This window comes from Streptomyces sp. NPDC101151, from assembly GCF_044768335.1.
GTDB lineage: Bacteria > Actinomycetota > Actinomycetes > Streptomycetales > Streptomycetaceae > Streptomyces.
The window spans coordinates 250361-273686 of record NZ_JBIWPP010000008.1 but is presented as its reverse complement, the minus strand read 5'-3'; the positions used below and the strand labels follow the sequence as shown (position 1 = coordinate 273686).

The 23326-nt window shown below is 72.4% G+C and carries 20 protein-coding genes; 15 read left to right on the top strand and 5 right to left on the bottom strand.

Annotation, left to right across the window (positions count from 1 at the left end; all coding sequences use genetic code 11):
• Window positions 1-4: 4 nt before the first annotated feature.
• Together ACIRU3_RS18345 and ACIRU3_RS18340 are read right to left on the bottom strand one after the other, a co-directional pair.
• Complete coding sequence (locus ACIRU3_RS18345) at window positions 5-691, bottom strand: gamma-glutamyl-gamma-aminobutyrate hydrolase family protein (protein WP_404057289.1); 687 nt, start codon at window positions 689-691, stop codon at window positions 5-7.
• Window positions 692-743: 52 nt separating this feature from the next.
• A complete protein-coding gene (locus ACIRU3_RS18340; protein ID WP_404057287.1) occupies window positions 744-1496 on the bottom strand; it encodes a FadR/GntR family transcriptional regulator in 753 nt (250 codons plus the stop codon).
• Window positions 1497-1591: 95 nt separating this feature from the next.
• On the opposite strand from ACIRU3_RS18340, the gene ACIRU3_RS18335 reads away from it, so the two are divergent.
• The 3 genes from ACIRU3_RS18335 to ACIRU3_RS18325 are packed head-to-tail and all read left to right on the top strand — an operon-like array spanning window position 1592 to window position 5114.
• On the top strand, window positions 1592-2950 hold the full coding sequence (locus ACIRU3_RS18335) for a glutamine synthetase family protein (RefSeq protein WP_404057285.1): 1359 nt from the start codon (window positions 1592-1594) through the stop codon (window positions 2948-2950).
• An 11-nt stretch (window positions 2951-2961) separates the two neighbouring features.
• Window positions 2962-4335, top strand: a complete 1374-nt coding sequence (locus ACIRU3_RS18330; RefSeq protein WP_404057283.1) for an aldehyde dehydrogenase family protein — start codon at window positions 2962-2964, stop codon at window positions 4333-4335.
• A complete protein-coding gene (locus tag ACIRU3_RS18325) occupies window positions 4332-5114 on the top strand; it encodes a 3-oxoacyl-ACP reductase (protein ID WP_404057281.1) in 783 nt (260 codons plus the stop codon). The genes ACIRU3_RS18330 and ACIRU3_RS18325 overlap by 4 nt, the downstream gene beginning before the upstream one ends.
• 162 nt (window positions 5115-5276) lie before the next feature.
• Here ACIRU3_RS18325 and ACIRU3_RS18320 read toward each other — a convergent pair whose 3' ends face one another.
• Entirely contained in the window at window positions 5277-6479 is a 1203-nt protein-coding gene (locus ACIRU3_RS18320; protein ID WP_404057279.1) for an amino acid deaminase/aldolase, read from the bottom strand.
• A gap of 1485 nt (window positions 6480-7964) precedes the next feature.
• On the opposite strand from ACIRU3_RS18320, the gene ACIRU3_RS18315 reads away from it, so the two are divergent.
• Window positions 7965-8903 (top strand): hypothetical protein, encoded by a 939-nt coding sequence (locus ACIRU3_RS18315; protein ID WP_404057277.1) that lies wholly within the window; start codon window positions 7965-7967, stop codon window positions 8901-8903.
• Entirely contained in the window at window positions 8900-10087 is a 1188-nt protein-coding gene (gene mycP / locus ACIRU3_RS18310) for a type VII secretion-associated serine protease mycosin (RefSeq protein ID WP_404057275.1), read from the top strand. The genes ACIRU3_RS18315 and mycP overlap by 4 nt, the downstream gene beginning before the upstream one ends.
• An 89-nt stretch (window positions 10088-10176) precedes the next feature.
• Here mycP and ACIRU3_RS18305 read toward each other — a convergent pair whose 3' ends face one another.
• Window positions 10177-11130: a serine hydrolase gene (locus ACIRU3_RS18305; RefSeq protein WP_404057273.1), complete on the bottom strand. Its 954-nt coding sequence runs from the start codon at window positions 11128-11130 to the stop codon at window positions 10177-10179.
• 150 nt (window positions 11131-11280) lie between these two features.
• On the opposite strand from ACIRU3_RS18305, the gene ACIRU3_RS18300 reads away from it, so the two are divergent.
• Window positions 11281-12063 carry an SseB family protein gene (locus ACIRU3_RS18300; protein WP_404057271.1) on the top strand — a complete coding sequence of 261 codons (783 nt, stop codon included), beginning with the start codon at window positions 11281-11283 and terminating at the stop codon, window positions 12061-12063.
• 115 nt (window positions 12064-12178) lie between these two features.
• Here the strand turns inward: ACIRU3_RS18300 and ACIRU3_RS18295 are convergent, their stop codons facing one another.
• The gene (locus ACIRU3_RS18295; protein WP_404057269.1) at window positions 12179-12535 is read right to left on the bottom strand and encodes a DUF1844 domain-containing protein; all 357 of its coding nucleotides are present in this window, start codon (window positions 12533-12535) and stop codon (window positions 12179-12181) included.
• A 360-nt stretch (window positions 12536-12895) separates the two neighbouring features.
• On the opposite strand from ACIRU3_RS18295, the gene infC reads away from it, so the two are divergent.
• The 9 genes from infC (at window position 12896) to ACIRU3_RS18250 (ending at window position 23253) form a co-directional block, all read left to right on the top strand.
• Complete coding sequence (infC, locus tag ACIRU3_RS18290; protein WP_404057267.1) at window positions 12896-13591, top strand: translation initiation factor IF-3; 696 nt, start codon at window positions 12896-12898, stop codon at window positions 13589-13591.
• Window positions 13592-13703: 112 nt separating this feature from the next.
• Window positions 13704-13898: a 50S ribosomal protein L35 gene (gene rpmI, locus ACIRU3_RS18285; RefSeq protein WP_003977225.1), complete on the top strand. Its 195-nt coding sequence runs from the start codon at window positions 13704-13706 to the stop codon at window positions 13896-13898.
• A gap of 98 nt (window positions 13899-13996) precedes the next feature.
• On the top strand, window positions 13997-14380 hold the full coding sequence (gene rplT, locus ACIRU3_RS18280) for a 50S ribosomal protein L20 (protein ID WP_020938960.1): 384 nt from the start codon (window positions 13997-13999) through the stop codon (window positions 14378-14380).
• Window positions 14381-14495: 115 nt separating this feature from the next.
• A complete protein-coding gene (locus tag ACIRU3_RS18275; RefSeq protein WP_404057265.1) occupies window positions 14496-15356 on the top strand; it encodes a TrmH family RNA methyltransferase in 861 nt (286 codons plus the stop codon).
• A 50-nt stretch (window positions 15357-15406) separates the two neighbouring features.
• The gene (locus ACIRU3_RS18270) at window positions 15407-16552 is read left to right on the top strand and encodes an ATP-binding protein (RefSeq protein WP_404057263.1); all 1146 of its coding nucleotides are present in this window, start codon (window positions 15407-15409) and stop codon (window positions 16550-16552) included.
• Between the two features lie 127 nt (window positions 16553-16679).
• Window positions 16680-17801 (top strand): phenylalanine--tRNA ligase subunit alpha, encoded by a 1122-nt coding sequence (pheS, locus tag ACIRU3_RS18265; RefSeq protein WP_404057261.1) that lies wholly within the window; start codon window positions 16680-16682, stop codon window positions 17799-17801.
• Complete coding sequence (locus tag ACIRU3_RS18260; protein ID WP_404057259.1) at window positions 17801-20359, top strand: phenylalanine--tRNA ligase subunit beta; 2559 nt, start codon at window positions 17801-17803, stop codon at window positions 20357-20359. Before pheS ends, ACIRU3_RS18260 begins: the two co-directional genes overlap by 1 nt.
• Before the next feature lie 276 nt (window positions 20360-20635).
• Entirely contained in the window at window positions 20636-21703 is a 1068-nt protein-coding gene (locus ACIRU3_RS18255; RefSeq protein ID WP_404057257.1) for a PP2C family protein-serine/threonine phosphatase, read from the top strand.
• A 209-nt stretch (window positions 21704-21912) separates the two neighbouring features.
• Window positions 21913-23253: a transcriptional regulator gene (locus ACIRU3_RS18250; protein ID WP_404057256.1), complete on the top strand. Its 1341-nt coding sequence runs from the start codon at window positions 21913-21915 to the stop codon at window positions 23251-23253.
• The last annotated feature ends 73 nt before the right edge of the window (window positions 23254-23326 follow it).

Genomic DNA, 23326 nt, shown 5'->3' with positions numbered 1-23326 from the left:
GCACTCACGCCGATGCCTGCACCAGCGCCTCCATGACCCGCAGGTCCGATCCCATCTCCGGATGCCACTGCACCCCGAGCACCCACCCGTCGTCCGACGGCAGTTCAACCGCCTCGACGGTGCCGTCCGCCGCGTGGGCCGAGGGCACGAGCCCCGCCCCGAGCCGCTCGACCGCCTGATGGTGATAGGTGGGCACGGAGGTCTCCTCCGGCACGATCCCCGCGTACAGCGTCCCCGGCACCGGCTTCACCGGGTGCGCCCCGAACACGCCGACCACCTCCGCGTGCCCGTCCAGGTGCTGCACGAGTGTGCCGCCGAGAGCCACGTTCAGCAGCTGCATCCCCCGGCAGACCCCCAGCAACGGCACACCCGCGGTCAGTGCCGCATCGATCAACGCCAGCTCCCACGCGTCGCGCTGCGGCGCGGGCGGCCCCGTGCGCGGCGAGCGCTCGGCGCCGTAGCGCGCGGGATCGACGTCCGGCCCGCCCGCGATCACCAGCCCGTCCAGCCGCGCCACCACGGCCGCGGCCCGCTCGGGCGCGTCCGGCGACAGCAGACAGGCGAGGCCCCCGGCCCGCTGCACCAGCTGCGGGTAGCCGGCCGGCACCAGCGCCGCGTCCAGCTCCCACACGCCCCAGCGCACACCGGCCTCCAGATACGTGCTCACGCCGATCAGCGGTCGTACCGTCACGCTGTCCTCCTGGCAATCCAAAGGTTCCTTGGAATACCTTTGCAGAGTCGGCTCACGCCAGGAACCCCCGCAGCAGCGCCGCCGTACCCGCGCAGTGCTCGCGCATCATCTCCCGTGCCCCGTCCGCGTCCCCGTCCAGCACCGCCTCCACCAGGGCGATGTGCTGCCGCTGCGAGTGCTCCAGGTTGCGCACCAGCAGCGGGATGCAGTCCAGCAGGTCGTTGACGGTCGCCCGCACGGCCGCGTACTGCGCGGTCAGCGACGGCGAACCGCACAGTTCGGCCAGCGTCAGGTGCAGCAGCGTGTCCAGCCGCCGGTAGTCCGCGAGCGGCGCCTCATGGGTGCGGTCCAGCGCCTCCCGCAACCGGCCGGCCTGCTCGTCCGTCAGTCCGTGCGCCGCGCACAGCCCCGCCGCCCCCACCTCCAGCACCTCGCGGAACCGGAGCACGTCCTCGATGTCGACCTCGGCGATCCGCCGTCGCAGCTCGTCCTCGCCGCCCGCGTCCGCGCGCGGCAGCACGAACGTTCCGCCGTACCGCCCGCGCCGCGACTCCACCAGCCCCTGGTCCTGCAGCACCTTCAGCACCTCGCGCAGCGTCACCCGGCTGATCCCGAGCCGCTCCGCCAGCTCCCGCTCTGCGGGCAGCCGTTCACCGCCCGCCACCAGGCCGAGGCGTACGACCTGCAGGATCTGCTCCAGTGCCTCCTCGAAGCCGTTGCCCGCCCGCACCGGCCGCAGCACCGGAGCGAGCCGGTCGTCGACTCCCTGCGCAGCTGCCCCCTGTGCGTCCGTCTCCTGCGACATCGGGCCGTACCCCCTTCCCAAGCAATGGTTCTCGGCAATACCTTATGGCTCCCGGCCCCGCCGCAAAACGCGAAGAAGCCGAAGGAGGCTCTCCCGTGGCAGACCGCACACCCCCGCTGAGCGTCGAGGAGCTGCACGCCCTCGTCGCCGGCGGTGAGATCGACACTGTCGTCCTTGCCTTCCCCGATATGCAAGGGCGGCTGCAGGGCAAGCGGTTCGCCGCCCGCTTCTTCCTCGACGAGGTCCTGCAGCACGGCACCGAGGGCTGCAACTATCTGCTCGCCGTCGACACCGAGATGAACACCGTCGACGGCTACGCGATGTCCTCCTGGGACCGCGGCTACGGCGACTTCGCCATGCACCCCGATCTGTCCACCCTGCGGCGCATCCCCTGGCACCCCGGCACCGCCCTGCTCGTCGCGGACCTCGCCTGGAACGACGGCTCCCCGGTCGTCGCCGCCCCGCGCCAGATCCTGCGCCGGCAGCTCGACCGCCTCGCCGAACTCGGCTACACCGCCCAGGTCGGCACCGAGCTCGAGTTCATCGTGTTCAAGGACAGCTACGAGCAGGCCTGGGACGCGAACTACCGCGGCCTGACCCCGGCCAACCAGTACAACATCGACTACTCCATCCTCGGCACCGGACGCATCGAGCCCCTGCTGCGCCGCCTGCGCAACGACATGGCCGGCGCCGGACTGACCGTCGAGTCCGCCAAGGGCGAGTGCAACCCCGGCCAGCACGAGATCGCCTTCCGTTACGACGAGGCCCTGCGCACCTGCGACCAGCACGCCCTGTACAAGACCGGTGCGAAGGAGATCGCCGCCCAGGAGGGCGTCTCGATCACCTTCATGGCCAAGTACGACGAGCGCGAGGGCAACTCCTGCCACATCCACCTCTCGCTCGCCGACGCCGACGGCGGCAACGTGATGGCCGGCCCCGACGGAATGTCCGACGTGATGCGGCACTTCCTCGCCGGACAGCTCGCGGCCCTGCGCGACTTCTCCCTGCTCTACGCCCCCAACATCAACTCCTACAAGCGGTTCCAGCCCGGCTCCTTCGCCCCCACCGCCGTCGCCTGGGGCCACGACAACCGCACCTGCTCGCTCCGCGTGGTCGGCCACGGCCGCTCGATGCGCTTCGAGAACCGCCTCCCCGGCGGCGACGTCAACCCCTACCTCGCCGTCGCCGGACTGGTCGCGGCCGGTCTCCACGGCATCGAACAGAAGCTGGAACTCCCGGAGGCCTGCCCGGGCAACGCCTACACCGCGGACTTCGCGCACGTCCCGACCACCCTGCGCGAGGCCGCCGAACTCTGGCAGAACAGCCCGATCGCCAAGGCCGCCTTCGGCGACGAGGTCGTGGCCCACTACCGCAACATGGCGCGCGTCGAACTGGACGCCTTCGACGCCGCGGTCACCGACTGGGAGCTGCGCCGCTCCTTCGAACGTCTGTGAAAGGTCATCACGTGTCCGACCCGCACGAGCTCAAGGTCCTCAACCCCGCCACCGAGGAGGTCGTCGCCACCGTCCCCGCCGCCGACGAGGCCGACGTGGACGCCGCCGTCGTACGGGCCTCTCGGGCCCAGCCGGCCTGGGCCGCGCTCCCGCCGGCCGACCGCGCCCGGCTGCTGCGCCGCTTCGCCGACGTCGTCGACGCACACGTCGAGGAACTGGCCCACCTGGAGGTCCGCGAGGCCGGCCACACCGTCGGCAACGCCCGCTGGGAGGCCGGGAACGCCCGCGATCTGCTGCTGTACGCGGCCGGCGGCGCCGAGCGTCTCCTCGGCAGACAGATCCCCGCCCCCGGCGGCTGGGACGTCACCTTCCACGAACCCCTGGGCGTCATCGGCGTGATCGCCCCCTGGAACTTCCCCATGCCCATCGCCGCCTGGGGCTCCTTCCCGGCCCTGGCCGCCGGCAACGCCGTCGTCCTCAAGCCCGCCGAGACCACCCCGCTCACCGCCCTCCGGCTGGCCGAACTGGCCCTGGAGGCAGGACTGCCCGAGCACCTCTTCCAGGTGCTCCCCGGCTACGGCCACACGGCGGGCCGCGCCCTGGTCGACCACCCCGACATCGCCAAGATCGTGTTCACGGGCTCCACCCGCACCGGCCGCGAGGTCATGGAGCGCTGCGCCCGGCTGGTCAAGCCGGTCACTCTGGAACTCGGCGGCAAGAGCCCCAACGTCGTCTTCGCCGACGCCGACCTCAAGGCCGCCCTCGACCCCTTCTCCTTCCTGGACAACTCCGGCCAGGACTGCTGCGCCCGCACCCGCATCCTCGTCCAGGAATCGGTCTACGAGGAGGCCCGTGACGTCCTCGCCGACGCGCTGGCCGCCGTGGTGGTGGGCGACCCGGCCGACGAGAAGACGCAGATGGGCCCGCTGATCTCCGGTCAGCAGCTGGAGCGCGTACGGTCCTACGTCGCCGCGGACGCCCCGGCCCTGCGCGGCAGCGCACCCGACGGCCCCGGCTTCTGGTTCCCGCCGACCGTCCTCACGGGGGAGCGGCCGGACAGCGCGGCGGCCCGCGAGGAGATCTTCGGCCCCGTGGCCGTCCTTCTCCCCTTCACCGACGAGGAGGACGCGATCCGCCTCGCCAACGACACCCCCTACGGCCTCGCCGGCTCCATCTGGACCCGGGACGTCGGCCGCGCCCTGCGCGTCTCCCAGGCCGTCCGCGCGGGCAACCTGTCCGTCAACTCCCACTCCAGCGTCCGCTACTGGACCCCCTTCGGGGGCTTCAAGCAGTCCGGCCTCGGCCGCGAGCTCGGCCCGGACGCCCTGACCGCCTTCACCGAAACCAAGAACGTCTTCATCAGCACGGAGGGCCCCGCACAGTGACCGAAGACATTGTTTGCCGCCGCCTTGTCGGACGTACCGCCGTCGTCACCGGAGCCGGCAGTGGCATCGGCCTGGCCGCCGCCCGCCGTCTCGCCTCCGAGGGCGCCCACGTGGTCTGCGGCGACGTGGACGAGGCCCGCGGAAAAGCCGCGGCCGACGAGGTCGGCGGGCTCTTCGTGAAGGTCGACGTCACCGACCCGGAGCAGGTCGAGGCGCTGTTCAAGACGGCGTACGACACCTACGGCAGCGTCGACGTCGCCTTCAACAACGCCGGCATCTCCCCGCCCGACGACGACTCCATCCTGGAGACCGGACTGGAGGCCTGGAAGCGGGTCCAGGAGGTCAACCTCACCTCCGTCTACCTGTGCTGCAAGGCCGCCATCCCGTACATGCGCCGCCAGGGCAGGGGCTCCATCATCAACACGGCGTCGTTCGTGGCCCGGATGGGGGCCGCCACGTCGCAGATCTCGTACACCGCGTCCAAGGGCGGCGTGCTCGCCATGTCCCGCGAACTGGGCGTCCAGTTCGCACGGGAGGGGATCAGGGTCAACGCCCTCTGCCCGGGCCCGGTGAACACCCCGCTCCTCCAGGAACTGTTCGCCAAGGACCCGGAGCGGGCGGCCCGTCGCCTGGTCCACATCCCGGTCGGCCGGTTCGCCGAGGCCGAGGAGATCGCCGCCGCCGTCGCCTTCCTGGCCAGCGACGACTCCTCCTTCGTCAACGCCACCGACTTCCTGGTGGACGGCGGAATCGCGGGCGCGTACGTCACGCCCCTGTAGGGACAGAGGTGCACGGTCCCCGCTCTGTACGACAGCATTTCGCGTGGACCTGGCCGCGGCCGCCGTCCCGGCGGCCGCGCCCACCGCAGCGGCAACCGCTCCCGGCTGCCGTCGGCCGACCGCCACTTGGCAGGGCATCGGACACCATCCACCGACCGGCGCTCAGAGGAAGGTCTGCCCCTCGCCCCGATAGGTGGGCACGGTCGCCGTGACCGTCTCCCCCTCGATCAGATGCAGCACCTCGAACCGCTCGCACAGCTCGCCCGCCTTGGCATGCCGGAACCACACCTTGTCGCCGATGAGCAGATCGTCGGCGGGCGAGCCGAGCAGCGGGGTCTGCACCTCGCCGGGGCCCTCCTGCGGGTCGTACCTGAGCCCCTCGGGCAGATACGGCACCGGCAGCCGGTCCGGACCGGCTGCGCCGGAGGCCGGGTAGCCGCCGCCGAGCACCGTGACCACACCCACCCCCGGGCGTCGCACGACCGGCTGGGCGAACAGGGCGGCCGGACGGCCCGTGAAGGACGTGTAGTTGTCGAAGAGCCGCGGCACGTACAGCCCCGAACCGGCCGCGATCTCCGTGACCGCGTCCTCGGCGGCGGTGTGCTGCACACTGCCCGTGCCACCGCCGTTGACGAACTCCAGGTCCGGCGCCACGGCCCGGACCGCCCGCACCACGGCGGCGCGCCGCTCGGCCAGCTCCCGCCGCGCGGCGGCCTGCATCAGCCTGATGGCCCGCGACCGGAACGGCCGCCCGGCCACGGCGTCCCCGACCCCGGCGACATGACCCTCGTACGCCATGATCCCCACCAGCCGGAACCCCGGCCGCCGGGCCACCGCCCGTGCCAGTTCGGCGAGTTGGGCGGGCGAGTGCAGTGGCGAGCGCAGTGCCCCGACCCGGAGCCGCCCGCCCAGCAGCTTCAGCGAGGTGTCCAACTCCAGGCAGACCCGCACCACTTCACGCCCGCCGTCGCGGGCCGCGTCGATCAGGTCGAGGTGGGCGACGTCGTCGATCATCACGGTGACGGCACCGGCGAGCTTGGGATCGGCGGCCAGCTCGGCGAAGCCGGACCGGTCGGCGGACGGATAGGCCAGCAGGACATCGTCGAACCCCGAGCGCGCGAGCCACAGCGACTCGGCGAGGGTGAACGACATGATGCCCTGGAAACCGTCCCTGGCCAGGACGCGTTCCAGCAGGGTCCGGCAGCGGACCGACTTGCTGGCGACCCGGACCGGCTTTCCGCCGGCACGGCGGAGCAGGTCGTCCGCGTTGGCGTCGAAGGCGTCCAGATCCACGATCGCGAGGGGGGCGTCGAGATGGGCTGTGGCCCGGTCGTAACGGGCCCGGTCAGCGGCAGGCGCAGTCATGACGGAAGCCTGCCAGACAGGATTACCGCAGGGTAGGGGGACGTTCCGGGCAGATACCCCTGGGGTGTGGACTGGTTCTCCGTCTCTCCCGGACAACCCGTAGAGTGACGCGCACGTACGGCGGAACGCATCCGGCCGCATCGCCTGAACCGGGATGCCGGTCCAGCCGTACGGGTATGCGTGCCCGGACGGACTTTCTCCGGGCGCGGCCGAGGAGCACGACGGCCCGCGTACGAGGAAACGGCCCGGGCAGAAGGAAACGGGGGGTGCATGAGTACGGAAGCGCGTCGCGCCCCGATCCCTCCGCGCCCGACGGCGCCCCCCGCGGGCCACACCCAGGACAGCACGACCGAACCACCGGCACCGGGCACGTCCACAGGGGCCGACCGAGCCACGAATGCGGCGGGACCGCCGACGCGAGGAACCGGGGCGTCCGCCGCCGGATGGGCCGGTGCGGGCTCCGCGGCGCAGGGGAGCAGGCCGGAGTTCGGCGGGCCCGGGACCGCAGGGGCGTCCGTCGGCCGGGGCGCGGCGGGGGAACCGGCCGCGAGCCGGGTGCCGGGGGCCCAGCACACCGGACCCGCGGCGGCACCGGCCGACGACGACTTCGACGACGAGCCCTCCGTCTTCGCGCCGCGGATCCCGCGGAGCGCGGCCGGCCGGCCGGCGAGGCAGGGGCAGCCCCGGACCGAGCGTCCCGGGGAAGCCACCGGAGCCGGCCGCATCCCCGCCTCCCGGCAGCCCTCCAGCGTGCCCGAGGCCGCCGACCCGGTGAGCCCGCCCCCGCCCCCGGCCTCGGCCCGCTTCCCCGACACCCCGCCGAGCGCGGGCCGCGAGAGCCTCGTCGAGGACGCCACCACGGCGGGGCCGCCACGGCCGGTGCATGGGCCGGGGGTGCAGTCGCGTCGCCCTGAGGCTTCGCCGGGTGGGGATCGCGAGATGCGCGGGGAGGCGGCCACCGCAGCCGTGCCGCCCCGTCCGACGCACGGGCCGGGGGTCCGGGCCCGTCGCCCCGAGGCACCGCCGGAGTCTCTGTCGGAGACGACGGCTCGGCTCCGGCCGATCCCGCCTGCGCCCGCGGCGCAGCGTCCGGATTCCATGCCCACGCCCAGCACCGGGCGGCCGGGGGAGTCTGCCCCCGGGACCGCGGGTTCCACGTCGGCGCCGCGTCCGGGGACGCCGCCCCGCAGCCCAGGAGCCCCGGCGGAGTCCCTGTCGGAGACGACGGCCCGGCTCCGGCCGATCCGGTCGGCGCCCGCGCCGCAGCGTCCGGGTTCCGCCCCGCAGCGTCCGGTTTCCGCGCCCGTGTCGGGCTCGGGCCGCCCGGGCTCGGCGCGGGCATCCGCTGCCGGGTATGCGGGCAGCTCATCGGCGCCCGCCCCCGACCGCGAGGGTTCCCCGTCCCTGCCCACGTCCGGTCGCCCGGCCTCCTCGCCGACCCCCGCGCCGGCACACCAGGCCCCGCCGTCCCCGGTGCCGCCGCCCATGCCCGCCGCGCATGACCTCCGGACCGCGTGGAGCCCCAGCGCCCCCGCTCGTCCCGCGAGCCCCCCGTCGGCTTCCCCGGACCCGGCCCTCTCCTGGAGCGCCGGCGCGGCCGCCCGGCCCGTCGTGTCGTTCGGGGAACCCGAGGGGTACGACGAGCGGATGCGGGCGCGGCCGCTGGGGATGCGGGTACGGCCCCGGACCGCGGCTGCCGCCGCCTGTCTGGTCCTCGGGCTCGGCCTCATCGGCGGTGCCGTGACCGGTAGTTGGCTCACCGGCGACGGCGGGGACGGCACGGCCGGACACGGGTTCAGCGCGGCCGGCACACTGTGGCACAGCGTGCCCGTCGACCAGCTGTTCCCGCCCACCCTCCAGGGCACGGGAGCCGGCCCCGGCGGTGCCGACCGCACCTGGACGCGGATCGCCGTCGCCCCGGACAGCGGCTGCGCCGACGCCTTCGACCCGCTGCTGCACAAGGCCCTCGCCCCCGTCGGCTGCCGGCGGCTCCTGCGCGCCACCTACACCGACGCCACCCAGAGCTACGTCACCACCGTCGGCCTGCTGTTCACCAAGGCCGACTCCGCCGCCATGTCCTCGCTCGCCGCCCGCTTCCGCGACGAACACCTGGACCGCCGCAGCGACCTGATGCCCACGCCGTACGCCGCCAAGGGGACCGCCGCGGCCCGCTTCGGCGGCAAGCAGCGCGCCGCCTGGACCGTCTCCGTCCTCACCGACGCCCCCGTCGTCGCCTTCGCCGTCTCCGGCTGGGCCGACGCCCGCACCGTCGACTCGCCCCAGCCCGCCGCTGACGCCGTCCGCGCCGGTGCGAACACGGCCATCGCCCAGGCCGGCCTCGGCAACGAGGCCCAGGGCCTGGCCGACCGCATCGAACGGCGACTGCGCCAGACCGTCAGCTCGGCCACGGAGAAGCCTTCATGAGGCGATCGATGCGCGGCAGCCGCCGCGCGGGCGCGACCGGCACGGCGGTGAGCCTCCTGCTCGCCGGCTCCCTCGTTCTGCTGCCGTCCACCACCGCATACGCCGACGGCATCCGCGGCCAGCAGTGGGGCCTGTCCGCGCTCCGCCTCGACGAGGCCTGGCGCACCACCAAGGGCCAGGGCGTCACCGTCGCCGTCCTGGACACCGGAGTCGAGGCCGACCACCCGGACCTGGCCGGCAACGTCCTGCCCGCCAAGGACATGATCGGCTTCGGCGCCGAGCCCGGAGACCGCACCTGGGCCCGGCACGGCACCGCCATGGCCGGGATCATCGCCGGGCACGGCCACGGACCCGGTGACACCGCGGGCGTCATGGGCGTCGCGCCCGAGGCGAAGATCCTGCCCGTGCGGGTCATCCTCGAGGACGGCGACTCCGCTCGCGCGAAGGCCCGCACCACCCGCGGCAACGCCCTCGCCGACGGCATCCGCTGGGCCGCCGACCACGGCGCGGACGTCATCAACCTCTCCCTCGGCGACGACTCCGATTCCGCGCATCCGGAGCCGAGCGAGGACGAGGCCGTGCAGTACGCCCTGAAGAAGGGCGTGGTCGTGGTGGCCTCCGCGGGCAACGGCGGCGACAAGGGCGACCACGTCTCCTACCCGGCCGCGTACCCGGGCGTCATCGCCGCCACCGCCGTGGACAAGTACGGCACCCGCGCCTCCTTCTCCACCCGCCGCTGGTACGCCGCGGTCAGCGCGCCCGGCGTGAACGTCGTGATCGCCGACCCCGACCACAAGTACTACGAGGGCTGGGGCACCTCGGCCGCCGCCGCCTTCGTCTCGGGCGCCGCGGCACTGATCAAGGCGGCCCACCCGACGCTGACCCCGGCTCAGATCAAGAAGCTCCTGGAGGACACGGCCCGCGACGCCCCGGTGGGCGGCCGCGACGACTCCCGGGGCTTCGGCATGATCGACCCGGCAGCGGCCCTCAAGGCCGCGAACCGCCTCAAGCCGAAGGGCCTGCGCGCGGCGTCGTACGAAGAGAAGTACTTCGGCTCGGGCCCGGACCCGGCCGAGCCCGCCGGCTCCACCGCCGACTGGGCAGGCCCCCTGGCAGGCAGCACCGGTGGAGTGCTGCTGGTGGCGGGGATGGTCCTGTGGAGACGCCGCAGGACAATCCCATAGCCAGAGGCGCGGGGTTCATCGATGCGCGGCCACCGCGGCGCGGGCGCGACCGGTCACCGGCCACCCGCACCCGCGTACCGCACGCACCTCTACGGCGCGGAGGCGAACCCGGACATCGCAGCCTTCGCGGCCGCCTCCACCAGAGCGATCCCCTTCGCCTGGCTGACGGTCCCCCTCGACAGCACCGCCACCAGGTAGTCGGCCCCGTCCACCGTCACCCGCCCGATGCTGTTGACGTCCCACAGGCCCGTCGTACCACGGGGCAGCCACCCGTTCTTCAACGCCCACGAGGAACCCGCGGCAGCAGCCGACACCCCCCACTGCTGATCGGCCTCCACCCTCTTCATCAGGCCCTGCACATACGTTCGCGACGCGGCACCGAGCTGCGACGACTCCCCGAACACCTGCTGAAGCAACACCAGTTGATCCTCGGCCGTGGTCTGCGTCAGCCCCCACAAGTCCCCGGAACCACCGGAGGTCGAGCGCAGCCCGAACCGCTTGTTCGCCGCGTCCAACCCCGACGCACGCCCGATCGTGTGCCACAGCGCCGTGGCAGAGGCGTTGTCGCTGATCTCGATCATTTTCGTGGCGTGCGCCTGCTCCGTCGCCGTCAGCTCCCGCCCCGCGTCCTGCGCCTGGAGCAGCAGCGTGGCCAGGATGTCGACCTTGACGATGCTCGCCGTGTCGAAGGCCGCCGTGCCGTACGTGGCGCTGGTGCCGGAGTCCAGGTCGAGCACCGCCGCCGACACCTGCGCGCCCGACGGCATGCTCACCGCGGCCATGGCCTTCGACAGCAGCGCCGTCCGGTCCACCGCCGCAGGCTCCGTCGCGGGTTCCACCGATGCCTCCTCGTCCGCCGTGGCCGATGAGCCGGCCGACGGCGACCCCGCCGACGATACGGCCCCGGCACCGGAGTGCGCCCGCGCCTTCACATAGACCGTGCCGCCCGCCGTGACCCCGCAGACGGCGACGACGGAGAGGGCGGTGAGGAGAAGCGGGTGGCGGCGGGCGCGGCGACGGCGGCCGGCTCTGGGGGACTCCATGCCCGCGATGTTCGGGGCGGCGACTGTGCGCTTCGTTGGACGGACGTTAGATCCGGGTCAGGGAATGCTGAGATTCCTGTGAATCCGGTGACCGCGGGGTTTCCGGCCCCGCACAAGCGCAGCGGCTTCCCCCCGATAGGGTCGGTGACCGTGGCGAACAAGAACATTCCAGACTCCGGCTTCTCCGACGACGACGGCTCCGCCGACCCCCGGCTGAGCGCCGCGCTTGCCGCCTGGGCCGAGGACCGCACGGCCGTCGGCCCCGTCCTGGAGGCGCTGCAGGGCGCCCGGCTGCTGGTGCCCGTGGTGGCCGTGCTCGGTGAGGTCGAGGAGGACGAGAACGGGCTGCGCCGCGAGAAGACCAGCGACATGGCCGTACCCACACTGAAGGCCGGCCGGCGCACCGCCCTGCCGGCCTTCACCTCCACCGACACCCTGGCCCGCTGGGACCCGGCGGCCCGCCCCGTCGCCGTACCCCTGCACCAGGCGCTGCAGGCCGCCGCGCACGAGAAGGCGGACACGGTCGTACTCGACCTGGCCGGCCCGGTGCCCTTCGAACTGACCGGCTCCGCGCTGCTCGCCCTCGCCGAGGGCCGCACCAGCGCCGACCCGCTCGCCGATCCGGCCGTCGTCGAGGCGGTCCGCGCCGCGGTGGCTGCCGAGCCGGCCGTACTGCGCGCCCACCTCGGGCCCGGACCGGCCGACGGCACCCTCGCCCTCGTTCTCGCCCCGGCCGCTCCGCCCGCCGAGGCCGCCCGCGCGGTCGCCGAGCGGTTGGCCGCCGACGAAACACTGAGGGCCCGCCTGGTGCGCGGCCTCGACCTGGCACTGCTGCCGGCCGGGGCGACACCACCGGGCGAGCCCTTGTACGTACGGGGAGAGCCGTCGGACACCGACGGCACGGAACGAGCAGTGGAACGGAACGAGCCGTAGGGCCGGACCAGCCGCAGACCGGAACGAGCCGTGACCAGCCGCAGACCGGAACCAGCCGTAGGGCCGGACCAGCCGCAGACCGGCACTGGCCGCGGACCGGTACCGGCCGTCGGCCCTAGCCGTACACCGGACCGGTGTACTTCTCGCCGGGACCCTGGCCCGGCTCGTCCGGGACGATCGACGCCTCGCGGAACGCCAGCTGCAGCGACTTCAGGCCGTCGCGCAGCGGAGCCGCGTGGAAGGAGCTGATCTCGGTCGCGCTCGCGTCCAGCAGTCCGGCGAGCCCGGTGATCAGCTTGCGGGCCTCGTCCAGGTCCTTGTACTTGTCGCCCTCCTCGCTCAGCCCGAGCTTCACGGCGGCGGCGCTCATCAGGTTGACGGCGACCGTCACGATCACCTCGACGGCGGGGACCTCGGCGATGTCCCGGGTCATCGCGTCGAAATCGGCGTTCTCAGGAGGGGTCTCACTCATGCCCCACACGATAGGCGAGCCGGGGCGGCGTCCTTCATCAGCCCCGGTCGTCCTCAATTAGCCCCGTGTCGGCTTTGCTGCTAACCTTGTGTAACGACCGGCTGGACATGTCTGTGCTCAGCCCATAAGTGGAGGCTCCGAACTCCCACCTGACCGCCCTCCGGGACGGCGGGTCACCCGGTCAGGCGGCCACCATCGTTCCGTACGGACGATGGAGTCGCCCGAATTGCGCCCCGCGGTCTCCGCGGCGGTGCTCCGGTAGGTATGGAGCCCCGCCTGTGATCGTCCGGGGCATTTTTTGTGCTTCGGCGCGGTTAGGTCCAAAGAAACAGACGTTACGCGGCTGTCCGCCAGACTGCCGTGTGGTGCTACCGAGGAGGATCCATCAGCGCCGAGCCCCGCATCAACGACCGGATTCGCGTTCCCGAGGTGCGACTTGTCGGTCCCAGTGGCGAGCAGGTGGGCATCGTCCCGCTGGCCAAGGCACTGGAGCTTGCGCAGGAGTACGACCTGGACCTGGTCGAGGTCGCGGCGACCGCCCGTCCGCCCGTGTGCAAGCTCATGGACTACGGGAAGTTCAAGTACGAGTCGGCCATGAAGGCCCGTGAGGCGCGCAAGAACCAGGCGCACACGGTCATCAAGGAGATGAAGCTCCGGCCGAAGATCGACCCGCACGACTACGACACCAAGAAGGGTCACGTCGTCCGGTTCCTCAAGCAGGGCGACAAGGTCAAGATCACGATCATGTTCCGTGGTCGCGAGCAGTCCCGGCCGGAGCTCGGCTACCGACTGCTGCAGCGTCTGGCGGAGGACGTCCAGGACCTCGGTTTCGTCGAGTCGAACCCGAAGCAGGACGGCCGCAACATGATCATGGTCCTCGGTCCGCACAAGAAGAAGACCGAGGCGATGGCCGAGGCGCGTCAGGCGCAGGAGGCCCGCAAGGCCGAAGCAAAGGCGAACCCCGGCCGTTCGCAGAACGCCGCCGACGCTCAGGCTGAAGAAGCCGACGCTCAGGTTGAAGAAGAGGCCCCCGCCGAGGCTTCTGCCGAGGCGTGATCCCGGGGGACGCGAGTCCCCGAGGATGTAACCGAAACAAGAGCGACGCTCCACCGTGCCCGGTTTTCGTGACCGGGCACCGGAGCGCCACCGACGAGGAGAGAACGGCGCTATGCCGAAGAACAAGTCGCACAGCGGTGCCAGCAAGCGCTTCAAGATCACCGGCTCCGGCAAGGTGCTCCGTGAGCGCGCCGGCAAGCGCCACCTGCTCGAGCACAAGTCGTCCCGCGTGACGCGCCGCCTCACCGGCAACGCCGAGATGGCCCCGGGCGACGCCGCGAAGATCAAGAAGCTTCTCGGCAAGTGACGTCGCGGCGCCGCCTGAGCGCCGTACGTCTGGACCGGGACCCAATCGTTTCCGGGTCGTGTGAGCACCCCCACGACCCCGCTACAAGGAGTTAACAAGTGGCACGCGTCAAGCGGGCAGTCAACGCCCACAAGAAGCGCCGGGCGATCCTCGAGGCGGCCTCCGGCTACCGCGGTCAGCGTTCGCGCCTGTACCGCAAGGCCAAGGAGCAGGTCACCCACTCGCTGGTCTACAACTACAACGACCGCAAGAAGCGCAAGGGTGACTTCCGTCAGCTGTGGATCCAGCGCATCAACGCTGCTGCCCGCGCCAACGGCATCACGTACAACCGCTTCATCCAGGGTCTGAAGGCCGCGAACGTCGAGGTCGACCGCAAGATCCTGGCCGAGCTGGCCGTGAACGACGCGAACGCCTTCGCGGCGCTCGTCGAGGTCGCGCAGAAGGCGCTGCCGTCGGACGTCAACGCGCCGAAGGCCGCGTGACGCTGCGCCGGTCTTAGGCCGACGTGACTCGGACCCGTGGGCTCCTGCCTGCGGGTCCGTTGTGTTGTCTCCGTTGTGTTGCCATGCGGAACCTGAGCTGCTGAAGGTGAAGAACATGCCCCCCGTCAGCCCCGAGCTGATCTCCCCCCGCTCCGCCCGCGTCAACGCCGCCCGGCGGCTCGCCAAGCGGAACTTCCGGGGCAAGGACCGGCTGTTCCTCGCCGAGGGGCCGCAGGCCGTGCGGGAAGCTGCCGGGCACCGGGCCGGCGAGCAGGCGACCCTGGTCGAACTGTTCGCCACCGTGGAGGCCGCGGAGCGGTACGCCGACATCGTCGGAGAGGCGCGACAGGCGGACGCCCGGGTGCACCTCGCCTCCGAGGAGGTCATCGCCGACATCTCCACCACCGTCACCCCGCAGGGGCTGGTCGGGGTCTGCCGCTTCCTGGACACGCCGTTCGAGGACGTCCTCGCCGCCCGGCCCAGGCTGGTCGCCGTGCTCGCGCACGTCCGCGACCCGGGCAACGCCGGGACCGTGCTGCGCTGCGCCGACGCCGCCGGCGCCGAGGCGGTCGTCCTCACCGACGCCTCCGTCGACCTGTACAACCCGAAGGCCGTACGCGCCTCCGTGGGCTCCCTGTTCCATCTGCCGGTCGCCGTCGGCGTGCCCGTCGAGCGGGCCGTGCAGGGACTGAAGGACGCCGGTGTGCGGATCCTCGCCGCCGACGGGGCCGGTGACCGTGACCTGGACGAGGAGCTGGACAAGTGCACGATGGGCGGGCCGACCGCCTGGGTGTTCGGCAACGAGGCCTGGGGGCTTCCGGAGGAGACCCGCGCCCTGGCCGACGCCGTCGTACGCGTCCCCATCCACGGGAAGGCCGAGAGCCTGAACCTCGCCACGGCGGCCGCCGTATGTCTCTACGCCTCGGCCCGTGCACAGCGCGCCTCCGGAGGGTGCCGCACCGTCACCGAGAGCTAGTAGGGTGGCCAGCTCGGGGCCCTGCGCCGTCTGAGAGGTGGGGTACGGGGATGAGGGTGGTCGGCACGAGCACTGCGCCGGACGGGCGGGACGTGCGCCGCACACCCGCGCCCCGGCACGACGACTGCACCGAGACCGGCCTCGGCGTCGACCCCGACCAGCTGCCCGACGGCCTCGTGGTCGCCGATGAGGACGGCCGCGTCATCTGCTTCAACGCCGCCGCCGAACGCATCACCGCCCTCCGCGCCGCCGGCGCCCTCGGACAGCGCCTGGACAGCGCCCTGCCCCTGGAGGACCTGGAGGGCAGACGCTGGTGGCAGCTCACCGACCCCTATGGCGGCCTCGCCATCCGGGTTCGCCAGCCCGAGCGCAACCTGCTGCTGCCCGGCGGGCGGGAGGTGCTGGTCTCCGCCCGCTATCTGCGCACCGAACCGCTCGGACCCGTCCGGCGCGTCATCGTCTCCCTGCGCGACACCGAGGCCCGCCGCCGCACCGAGCGCAGCCACGCAGAGCTGATCGCCACCGTCGCCCACGAACTGCGCTCGCCGCTGACCTCCGTGAAGGGCTTCACCGCCACGCTCCTCGCCAAGTGGGAACGCTTCACCGACGACCAGAAGCGGCTGATGCTGGAGACCGTCGACGCCGACGCCGACCGGGTCACCCGGCTCATCGCCGAGCTGCTGGACATCTCGCGGATCGACAGCGGGCGCCTGGAGGTGCGCCGCCAGCCCGTCGACATCGGCGCGGCCGTCGGCCGGCACATCCAGGCCTACGTGGCCGCGGGACAGCCCGCCGACCGCTTCCTGCTGCGCATCGAACAGCCGCTGCCCGCCCTGTGGGCCGACCCGGACAAGGTCGACCAGGTGCTCAGCAATCTGCTGGAAAATGCCGTGCGACACGGCGAAGGAACCGTCACCATTGACGTGACACCCTCCGCGTCCCCGCGCGAGGGCGAGGAAACCGGTACGTCGGTCACGGTGAGCGACGAGGGGCCAGGCATCCCGGAGGAGTCCATGAACCGCGTGTTCACCCGCTTCTGGCGGGGCAGCAAGCGCGGCGGCACGGGCCTCGGGCTGTACATCGTCAAGGGCATCGTCGAGGCCCACGGCGGCATCATCACGGTCGGCCGCGCGTCCAGCGGCGGCGCCGAGTTCCGATTTACGTTGCCCGTGGCGGCCCCGGCGTATCTCGCCTAGGGCCCACGGGCTCTTCGTATACCTCCGCCCCGTTAGACTCGGCCTTTGGCACCTTTGTGTCCTTCACGCGGCCCTCACGAGTCGGTGACGGGGACCATCCGCCAGCCAATCGGAAGCACGGGAAGAGATGTCGGCACCGAATAAGTCGTACGACCCTGTAGAGGTCGAGGCGTTGAAACCGGAAGAGATCGAGCGCATGCAGGGCGAGGCGCTCGCCGCCTTCGCCGCCGCGGGTTCCCTCGACGCGCTCCACGAGGCCAAGGTCGCCCACACCGGCCCGGCCTCCCCGCTGGCCCTCGCCAACCGCGAGATCGGCGCCCTGCCCCCGCACGCCAAGGCCGAGGCCGGCAAGCGCGTCGGCATGGCCCGTGGCGCCGTGAACAAGGCCCTCGCCGCCCGCCAGGGCGAGCTGGAGGCCGAGCGCGACGCCCGCGTGCTCGTCGAGGAGGACGTCGACGTCACGCTGCCCCACGACCGCGTCCCGGCCGGGGCCCGGCACCCGCTGAGCACGCTCTCGGAGCGCATCGAGGACGTCTTCGTGGCGATGGGCTACGAGGTCGCCGAGGGCCCCGAGGTCGAGGCCGAGTGGTTCAACTTCGACGCCCTGAACATCGGCCCGGACCACCCGGCCCGCGGTGAGGCCGACACCTTCTTCGTGCAGGGCCAGGGCGGCGGCACCGAGTCCGGTGTCGTGCTGCGCACCCACACCTCGCCGGTCCAGATCCGCTCCCTGCTCGACCGCGAGCTGCCGGTCTACGTGATCTGTCCCGGTCGCGTGTACCGCACGGACGAGCTGGACGCCACCCACACCCCGGTCTTCCACCAGGTCGAGCTGCTCGCCGTGGACGAGGGCCTGACCATGGCCGACCTCAAGGGCACCCTGGACCACATGGTCCAGTCGCTGTTCGGCGAGGGCATGAAGACCCGGCTGCGGCCGAACTTCTTCCCGTTCACCGAGCCGTCCGCCGAGATGGACATGGTGTGCTACGTCTGCCGCGGCGAGTCCGTCGGCAACCCCGACCGGCCCTGCCGCACCTGCTCCAGCGAGGGCTGGATCGAGCTGGGCGGCTGCGGCATGGTCAACCCGACGGTGCTGGCCGCCTGCGGCGTCGACCCGGAGAAGTACAGCGGCTTCGCGTTCGGGTTCGGCATCGAGCGGATGCTGATGTTCCGCCACAACGTCGAGGACATGCGAGACATGGTCGAGGGTGACGTCCGGTTCACCCGGCCGTTCGGGATGGAGATCTGATGCGGGTCCCGCTTTCTTGGCTGCGGGAGTACGTCGACCTGCCGGCGACCGAAACCGGCCGTGACGTCCAGGCCAAGCTCGTTTCGGCAGGCCTCGAGGTCGAGAGAGTCGAGCAGCTCGGCGCCGACCTCAAGGGCCCGCTTGCCGTCGGCCAGGTGCTGACCATCGAGGAGCTGGAGGGCTTCAAGAAGCCGATCCGCTTCTGCACCGTCGACGTCGGCCAGGCCAACGGCACCGGCGAGCCCCAGGAGATCGTCTGCGGCGCCCGGAACTTCGCCGTCGGCGACAAGGTCGTCGTGGTCCTGCCCGGCGCCGTGCTGCCCGGTGGTTTCTCGATCGCCGCGCGCAAGACCTACGGCAAGACGTCCCACGGCATGATCTGCTCCAGCGACGAGCTGGGCATGGGCGACGACGGCAACCACGGCATCATCGTGCTGCCGCCGGAGACCGAGGTCGGCAAGGACGCCATCGAGCTGCTGGAGCTGGTCGACGAGGTCCTGGACATCGCCGTCACCGCCAACCGCGGCGACTGCCTGTCCATCCGCGGCGTCGCCCGCGAGACCGCCATCGCCTACGGCCTGCCGCTGCGCGACCCGGCCCTGATCGACGTACCGGCCCCGAACGCCTTCGGCTACCGCGTCCGGGTCGGCGACCCCATGGGCTGCGACCGCTTCACGGCCCGCACGGTCAGCGGCCTGAGCCCCGAGGCACGCTCCCCGATCTGGCTGCAGCGCCGTCTGCAGAAGGTCGGCATGCGCCCGATCTCGCTCGCCGTCGACGTCACGAACTACGTGATGATGGAGCTGGGCCAGCCCCTGCACGCCTACGACCGCACGCTGGTCCAGGGCACGATCGGCGTGCGCCGGGCCGAGGAGGGCGAGAAGCTCGTCACCCTCGACGGCGTCGAGCGCAAGCTGCACGCCGAGGACCTGGTCATCACCGACGAGCGCGGCCCGATCGGCCTCGCGGGTGTCATGGGCGGCGCCAACACGGAGATCGCCGACCTCCCCCAGTCTCGGCTTCGCTCGACCGAGGGCACCCCCATCGCCACCGAGAACGGGGCGAACGCCACGACCGACGTGGTCATCGAGGCGGCCCACTTCGACGCCGTCGCGATCGCCCGTACGGCCCGTCGCCACAAGCTGTCCTCGGAGGCCTCCCGCCGCTTCGAGCGGGGCGTCGACCCGCAGGCCGCCGCGGCCGCCGCGCAGCGCACCGTGGACCTCCTGGTGCTGCTCGCGGGCGGTACGGCCGAGGCCGGCGTCACCGAGGTCATCGCGCCCTCCGCCCCGCACACGATCACCGTCCCGGCGGACCACCCGGACAAGGTCGCGGGTGTGGAGTACGGCCGTGAGACCGTCGTCCGCCGTCTGCAGGAGATCGGCTGCGACGTGTACGGGCAGGACGAGCTGATCGTCACCGTCCCGTCCTGGCGGCCCGACCTGACCGAGTCCAACGACCTGGCCGAAGAGGTCATCCGTCTCGAGGGCTACGAGAACCTGCCCTCCACGCTGCCCAAGCTCCCCTCGGGACGCGGCCTGACCCACCGGCAGCGGCTGCACCGCCGCGTCGGCCGGGCGCTGGCGGGCGCGGGCTATGTCGAGGCGCCGAACTACCCGTTCGTCGGCGAGCAGGTCTTCGACCAGCTCGGCCTGGAGTCCGACGACCCGGCCCGCCGCGTCGTGAAGCTGGCCAACCCGCTCAACGACGAGGAGCCCGCGCTCCGTACGACGCTGCTGCCGGGCCTGCTGGCCGCCCTGCGGCGCAACGACGGCCGGGGCTCGCACGACCTGGCGCTCTTCGAGACCGGGCTGGTCTTCCTCCCGCGCGAGGAGCAGCGTGCCGGCGTCCATCTGTCCGTCGACCGGCGTCCCACCGACGAGGAGATCGCGGAGCTGAACAGCGCGCTCCCCGAGCAGCCGCGGCACGTGGCCGCCGTCCTCGCCGGAGCGCGTGAGCAGGCCGGCTGGTGGGGCAAGGGCCGCCCGGCGGACTGGGCCGACACGGTGGAGGCGGCGCGTGCCGTCGCCCGTGAGGCCGGGGCCGAACTGATCGTCCGCAAGGGCCAGTACGGCCCGTGGCACCCGGGCCGCTGCGCCCGGCTCGCGGTCGTGGTGGACGGCACCGAGCAGGTCATCGGTCACGCCGGCGAGCTGCACCCGCGCGTGGTGAAGGCGCTCGGCCTTCCGGAGCGCACCTGCGCGATGGAGCTGGACCTGGACGCCCTGGAGGCGGTGGGCGACGGCGTCCCGCAGGCGCCGCGCATCTCGTCCTTCCCGGTGGCCACGCAGGACGTCGCCCTCGTCGTCGACAGGCCGGTCCCGACCGCCGAGGTCGAGGCCGCGCTGCGGGAGGGCGCGGGTGAGCTGCTCGAGTCCATTCGGCTGTTCGACGTGTACGAGAATGCCGCGCAGCTCGGCGACGGGAAGAAGTCGCTGGCGTATGCGCTGCGGTTCCGTGCCGGGGACCGGACGCTGACCGTGGACGAGGCGTCCGCCGCCCGGGACGCGGCTGTCGCCCTTGCGGGCGAGCGTACGGGTGCTGTCCTGCGGGGCTGAGCACCCTCGAGGTTCAGGTGCCGGCCGGCTGCGGGTCATCCGTGGCCGGCCGCGCCTTGTGCGGCGGAGCCGGACAGTGAGCACAACCCCGCGCCGCCGGGTGGGCTACCCATGCCGCTAGCTGCATAAATGCAGGTTGGCTTGGGTCGGCTCACTCGTTCGGGTGGGAATCGGGGGTGATCTGGCCCTTCCGGACCATGCCTCTGGACAGAATCGGACCGGCCTTTCGGGGTCGGTCCGTCTGCTCTGTCAGGGCCCACATGGGGGACCAGAGGCATGATCCGCATCAAGGCACGGGCACCCACCGCGCGGGCAGCCGTACTGCCCACCGTCTGGGGAGCCGTGGCGGTCACGTACAAGGTGGGCTGCCCGCTCGCCCAGCAGGACGGGCTCGGCGCCCGCATCGTCACCAGCGCCGTGTTCTTCGCCGTCGGTACCGCACTGATATTCCACGTCCGTCGCGCCCTGCTGCGCGAACTGAGGCAGGCCCGCCGGGTCGCCGGCGCCGCCCAGAGCGTCGTCCTGCGGCCTCTGCCGTCCCGCCTCGACGGTCTGAACGTCGCCGCGGCCCAGCTGTCCGCCGACTGCGGCGCGACGATCGGCGGCGACCTCTATGAGGCGGTCGCCACCGAACACGGGGTACGGGTGGTGATGGGCGACGTACGCGGCCACGGCATCGGTGCTCTCGGCACCGTCGCCGCCGTGCTCGGCAGCTTCCGTGAGGCGGCGCACGACGAACTCGAACTCGGCGCCGTCCTGCGCAGACTGGACCGCGCCCTGGCCAGGCACCTGCGCGAGCGGTCCCGTGCCGAGCACCCGTCGAACGGGACCCACGACCCCGACAACCCGGTCGCCGAGGAGTTCGTCACCGTCCTGCTCCTGGAAATCAGCAGGGAGGGCGAGCTGCGGGCCCTCAACTGCGGTCATCCCTGGCCGTATCTGCTCAGGGGCACCCGGGTGGAGCCGCTCACCCGAGTCGAGCCACTCCCGCCCCTGGGCCCGTTCCCGCTGCCGGCGGAACTGGAGGCCCGGCCGTGCGGCGCCCTCCTCCCCGGCGAGTCCCTGGTCCTCTTCACGGACGGAGCGGAGGACGCCCGGGACGCACGGGGCCGCTTCTTCTCCCTGCCGGCCGTGCTGCGTGACGCCGTGCACGACCACCCGCTCTCGGCCCAGACGGTGCTGCGCACGGTCTTCAGGGCCCTGTTGCACCACACGGCCGGCACACCGACGGACGACGTCGCGGTGCTGGTCCTGCGAAACGATCGAAGGAACGTCGGCACATCAGGGGCACGGGGCACGGTGCGACAAGCCCCCACCCACCCGGAGCCGACAACGCACCGCTAGGTCCTGGAGCAGAGGTCGCGCCTGGCCAAGCCACCGCTTTCTGAGGGGGAGCCGGCGGCTTGGCCAGTCTCTTGCGAGGACTTTCAGTCAACCGGCAGAACACTCTCCGCAACAGCGTGCACACAGCGCGGATGCGCGCACTCCGTTCACACCCCGTGTGAAAGCGGACGCACTACGCTGTCGGCACCAGGCCACCCGGGGGGCAATCCATGCAGCCCAACACACTGCTCGACGCGATCCTGGACGAGGCGGGGATCTCGCACGCCGGTCTCGCCGCCCATGTCAATCAGGCGGGCCGGAGACGGGGCCTCGCGCTCCGGTACGAACACACGGCCGTGGCTCGGTGGTTGAAGGGGCAGCGGCCGCGCGGCCAAGTGCCCGATCTGATCTGCGAGGTGCTCGCCGGACGTCTGCGCCGCCCGGTCACCCTGGACGACATCGGCCTCGGGGTGCCGGGTGAGCCGAGCACCCCGCACACCGGCTCGCTCTCCGGGTTCGTGGAGCGCGCCACCGCCCTGTGGCGCTCGGACGAACAGCAGCGTGCGCATGTGCTCGGGGCTCCCGCGGTCACCGGCACCCCCGCCGTGATGCCGGTGTGGGAGTGGGAGAACCCGCCCGAGGACGTGGACGTCTCGCGGGGCGGCCGGCACCGGGTGACCACGGCCGACATCGAGATGCTGCGCGCCGCCCGCGCCCACTACGAGCAGATGTACCGCAAGGCCGGCGGCATAGCGACCCGCACCCGAATCGTCGGCTTCCTCAACACCGAAGCCGCCCCGCTGCTGCGCGGCAGCTACACCGACGCCACCGGCCGCCAACTGCACCGGGCCACCGGCGGGTTGGTGGCCATCGCCGGCATCTGCGCGTACGACTCCGACGCGCACGGCCTCGCCCAGCGCTACTTCCACCAGGCGCTCAGACTGGCAAAGGCCAGCGGGGACCGGGGACTTGGGGCCTACGTCATCGCGCTGCTGGTCAACCAGTCGCTGTTCATGCGGGAGTACCGGCAGGCCGTCGCGTTCGCCGAGGCCGCGCTGCGTGCCGCGGGCAAGCACATCACCCCGGCACTCGCCTCCGACCTGTATGCGATGCAGGCCAAGGCGTACGCCCACCTCGGCGACAGCAGCAGTGCCCTGTCCTGCATCCGCCGCGCCGAGACGGCCGCCGACCGCATCCGGCGCGGGTACGAGCCCGACGAGACCGGCTACGTCCAGCCCGGCCTGGTGAACGTCCAGGTGGCCGAGGCGCTGCTCAGCCTCGGCGAACTCGCCGCCGCCCGGGAGCACGCGGCGGCCGCGGTCGACAATCCCGCCCACGACCGGGGCCGGGTGCACCGGCTCGCCATGCTCAGCACGATCGAACTGCGCCAGGGCAACGCCGACAAGGCGGTGGCCACCGCCGTGCAGATGGCCGAGCAGGCCCGCGGGATGGAGTCCCAGCGGCTGCGCGACAGACTGCGCGCGGTACGCGAGCACCTGGTGCGCTGCGGCTCTGCCGGAACCGCCGAAGCCGCCGAACTCATCGACGGCGCACTGCGCGTACCGCTGTAGGCCCGGGCTGAGGCCTGCGCTGTGGGCCTGGAGAGTCCCTGCTGCGATATTGCCACTTACTCGTCGGAAGGTG

Bases quoted from the DNA above. Each gene is read 5' to 3' on its own strand.
- ACIRU3_RS18340 (WP_404057287.1), bottom strand. From the start codon at position 1,496: ATGTCGCAGGAGACGGACGCACAGGGGGCAGCTGCGCAGGGAGTCGAC.
- ACIRU3_RS18320 (WP_404057279.1), bottom strand. From the start codon at position 6,479: ATGACTGCGCCTGCCGCTGACCGGGCCCGTTACGACCGGGCCACAGCC.
- ACIRU3_RS18315 (WP_404057277.1), top strand. From the start codon at position 7,965: ATGCCCGCCGCGCATGACCTCCGGACCGCGTGGAGCCCCAGCGCCCCC.
- mycP (WP_404057275.1), top strand. From the start codon at position 8,900: ATGAGGCGATCGATGCGCGGCAGCCGCCGCGCGGGCGCGACCGGCACG.
- ACIRU3_RS18305 (WP_404057273.1), bottom strand. From the start codon at position 11,130: ATGGAGTCCCCCAGAGCCGGCCGCCGTCGCCGCGCCCGCCGCCACCCG.
- ACIRU3_RS18295 (WP_404057269.1), bottom strand. From the start codon at position 12,535: ATGAGTGAGACCCCTCCTGAGAACGCCGATTTCGACGCGATGACCCGG.
- rpmI (WP_003977225.1), top strand. From the start codon at position 13,704: ATGCCGAAGAACAAGTCGCACAGCGGTGCCAGCAAGCGCTTCAAGATC.
- ACIRU3_RS18275 (WP_404057265.1), top strand. From the start codon at position 14,496: ATGCCCCCCGTCAGCCCCGAGCTGATCTCCCCCCGCTCCGCCCGCGTC.
- ACIRU3_RS18270 (WP_404057263.1), top strand. From the start codon at position 15,407: ATGAGGGTGGTCGGCACGAGCACTGCGCCGGACGGGCGGGACGTGCGC.
- pheS (WP_404057261.1), top strand. From the start codon at position 16,680: ATGTCGGCACCGAATAAGTCGTACGACCCTGTAGAGGTCGAGGCGTTG.
- ACIRU3_RS18260 (WP_404057259.1), top strand. From the start codon at position 17,801: ATGCGGGTCCCGCTTTCTTGGCTGCGGGAGTACGTCGACCTGCCGGCG.
- ACIRU3_RS18255 (WP_404057257.1), top strand. From the start codon at position 20,636: ATGATCCGCATCAAGGCACGGGCACCCACCGCGCGGGCAGCCGTACTG.
- ACIRU3_RS18250 (WP_404057256.1), top strand. From the start codon at position 21,913: ATGCAGCCCAACACACTGCTCGACGCGATCCTGGACGAGGCGGGGATC.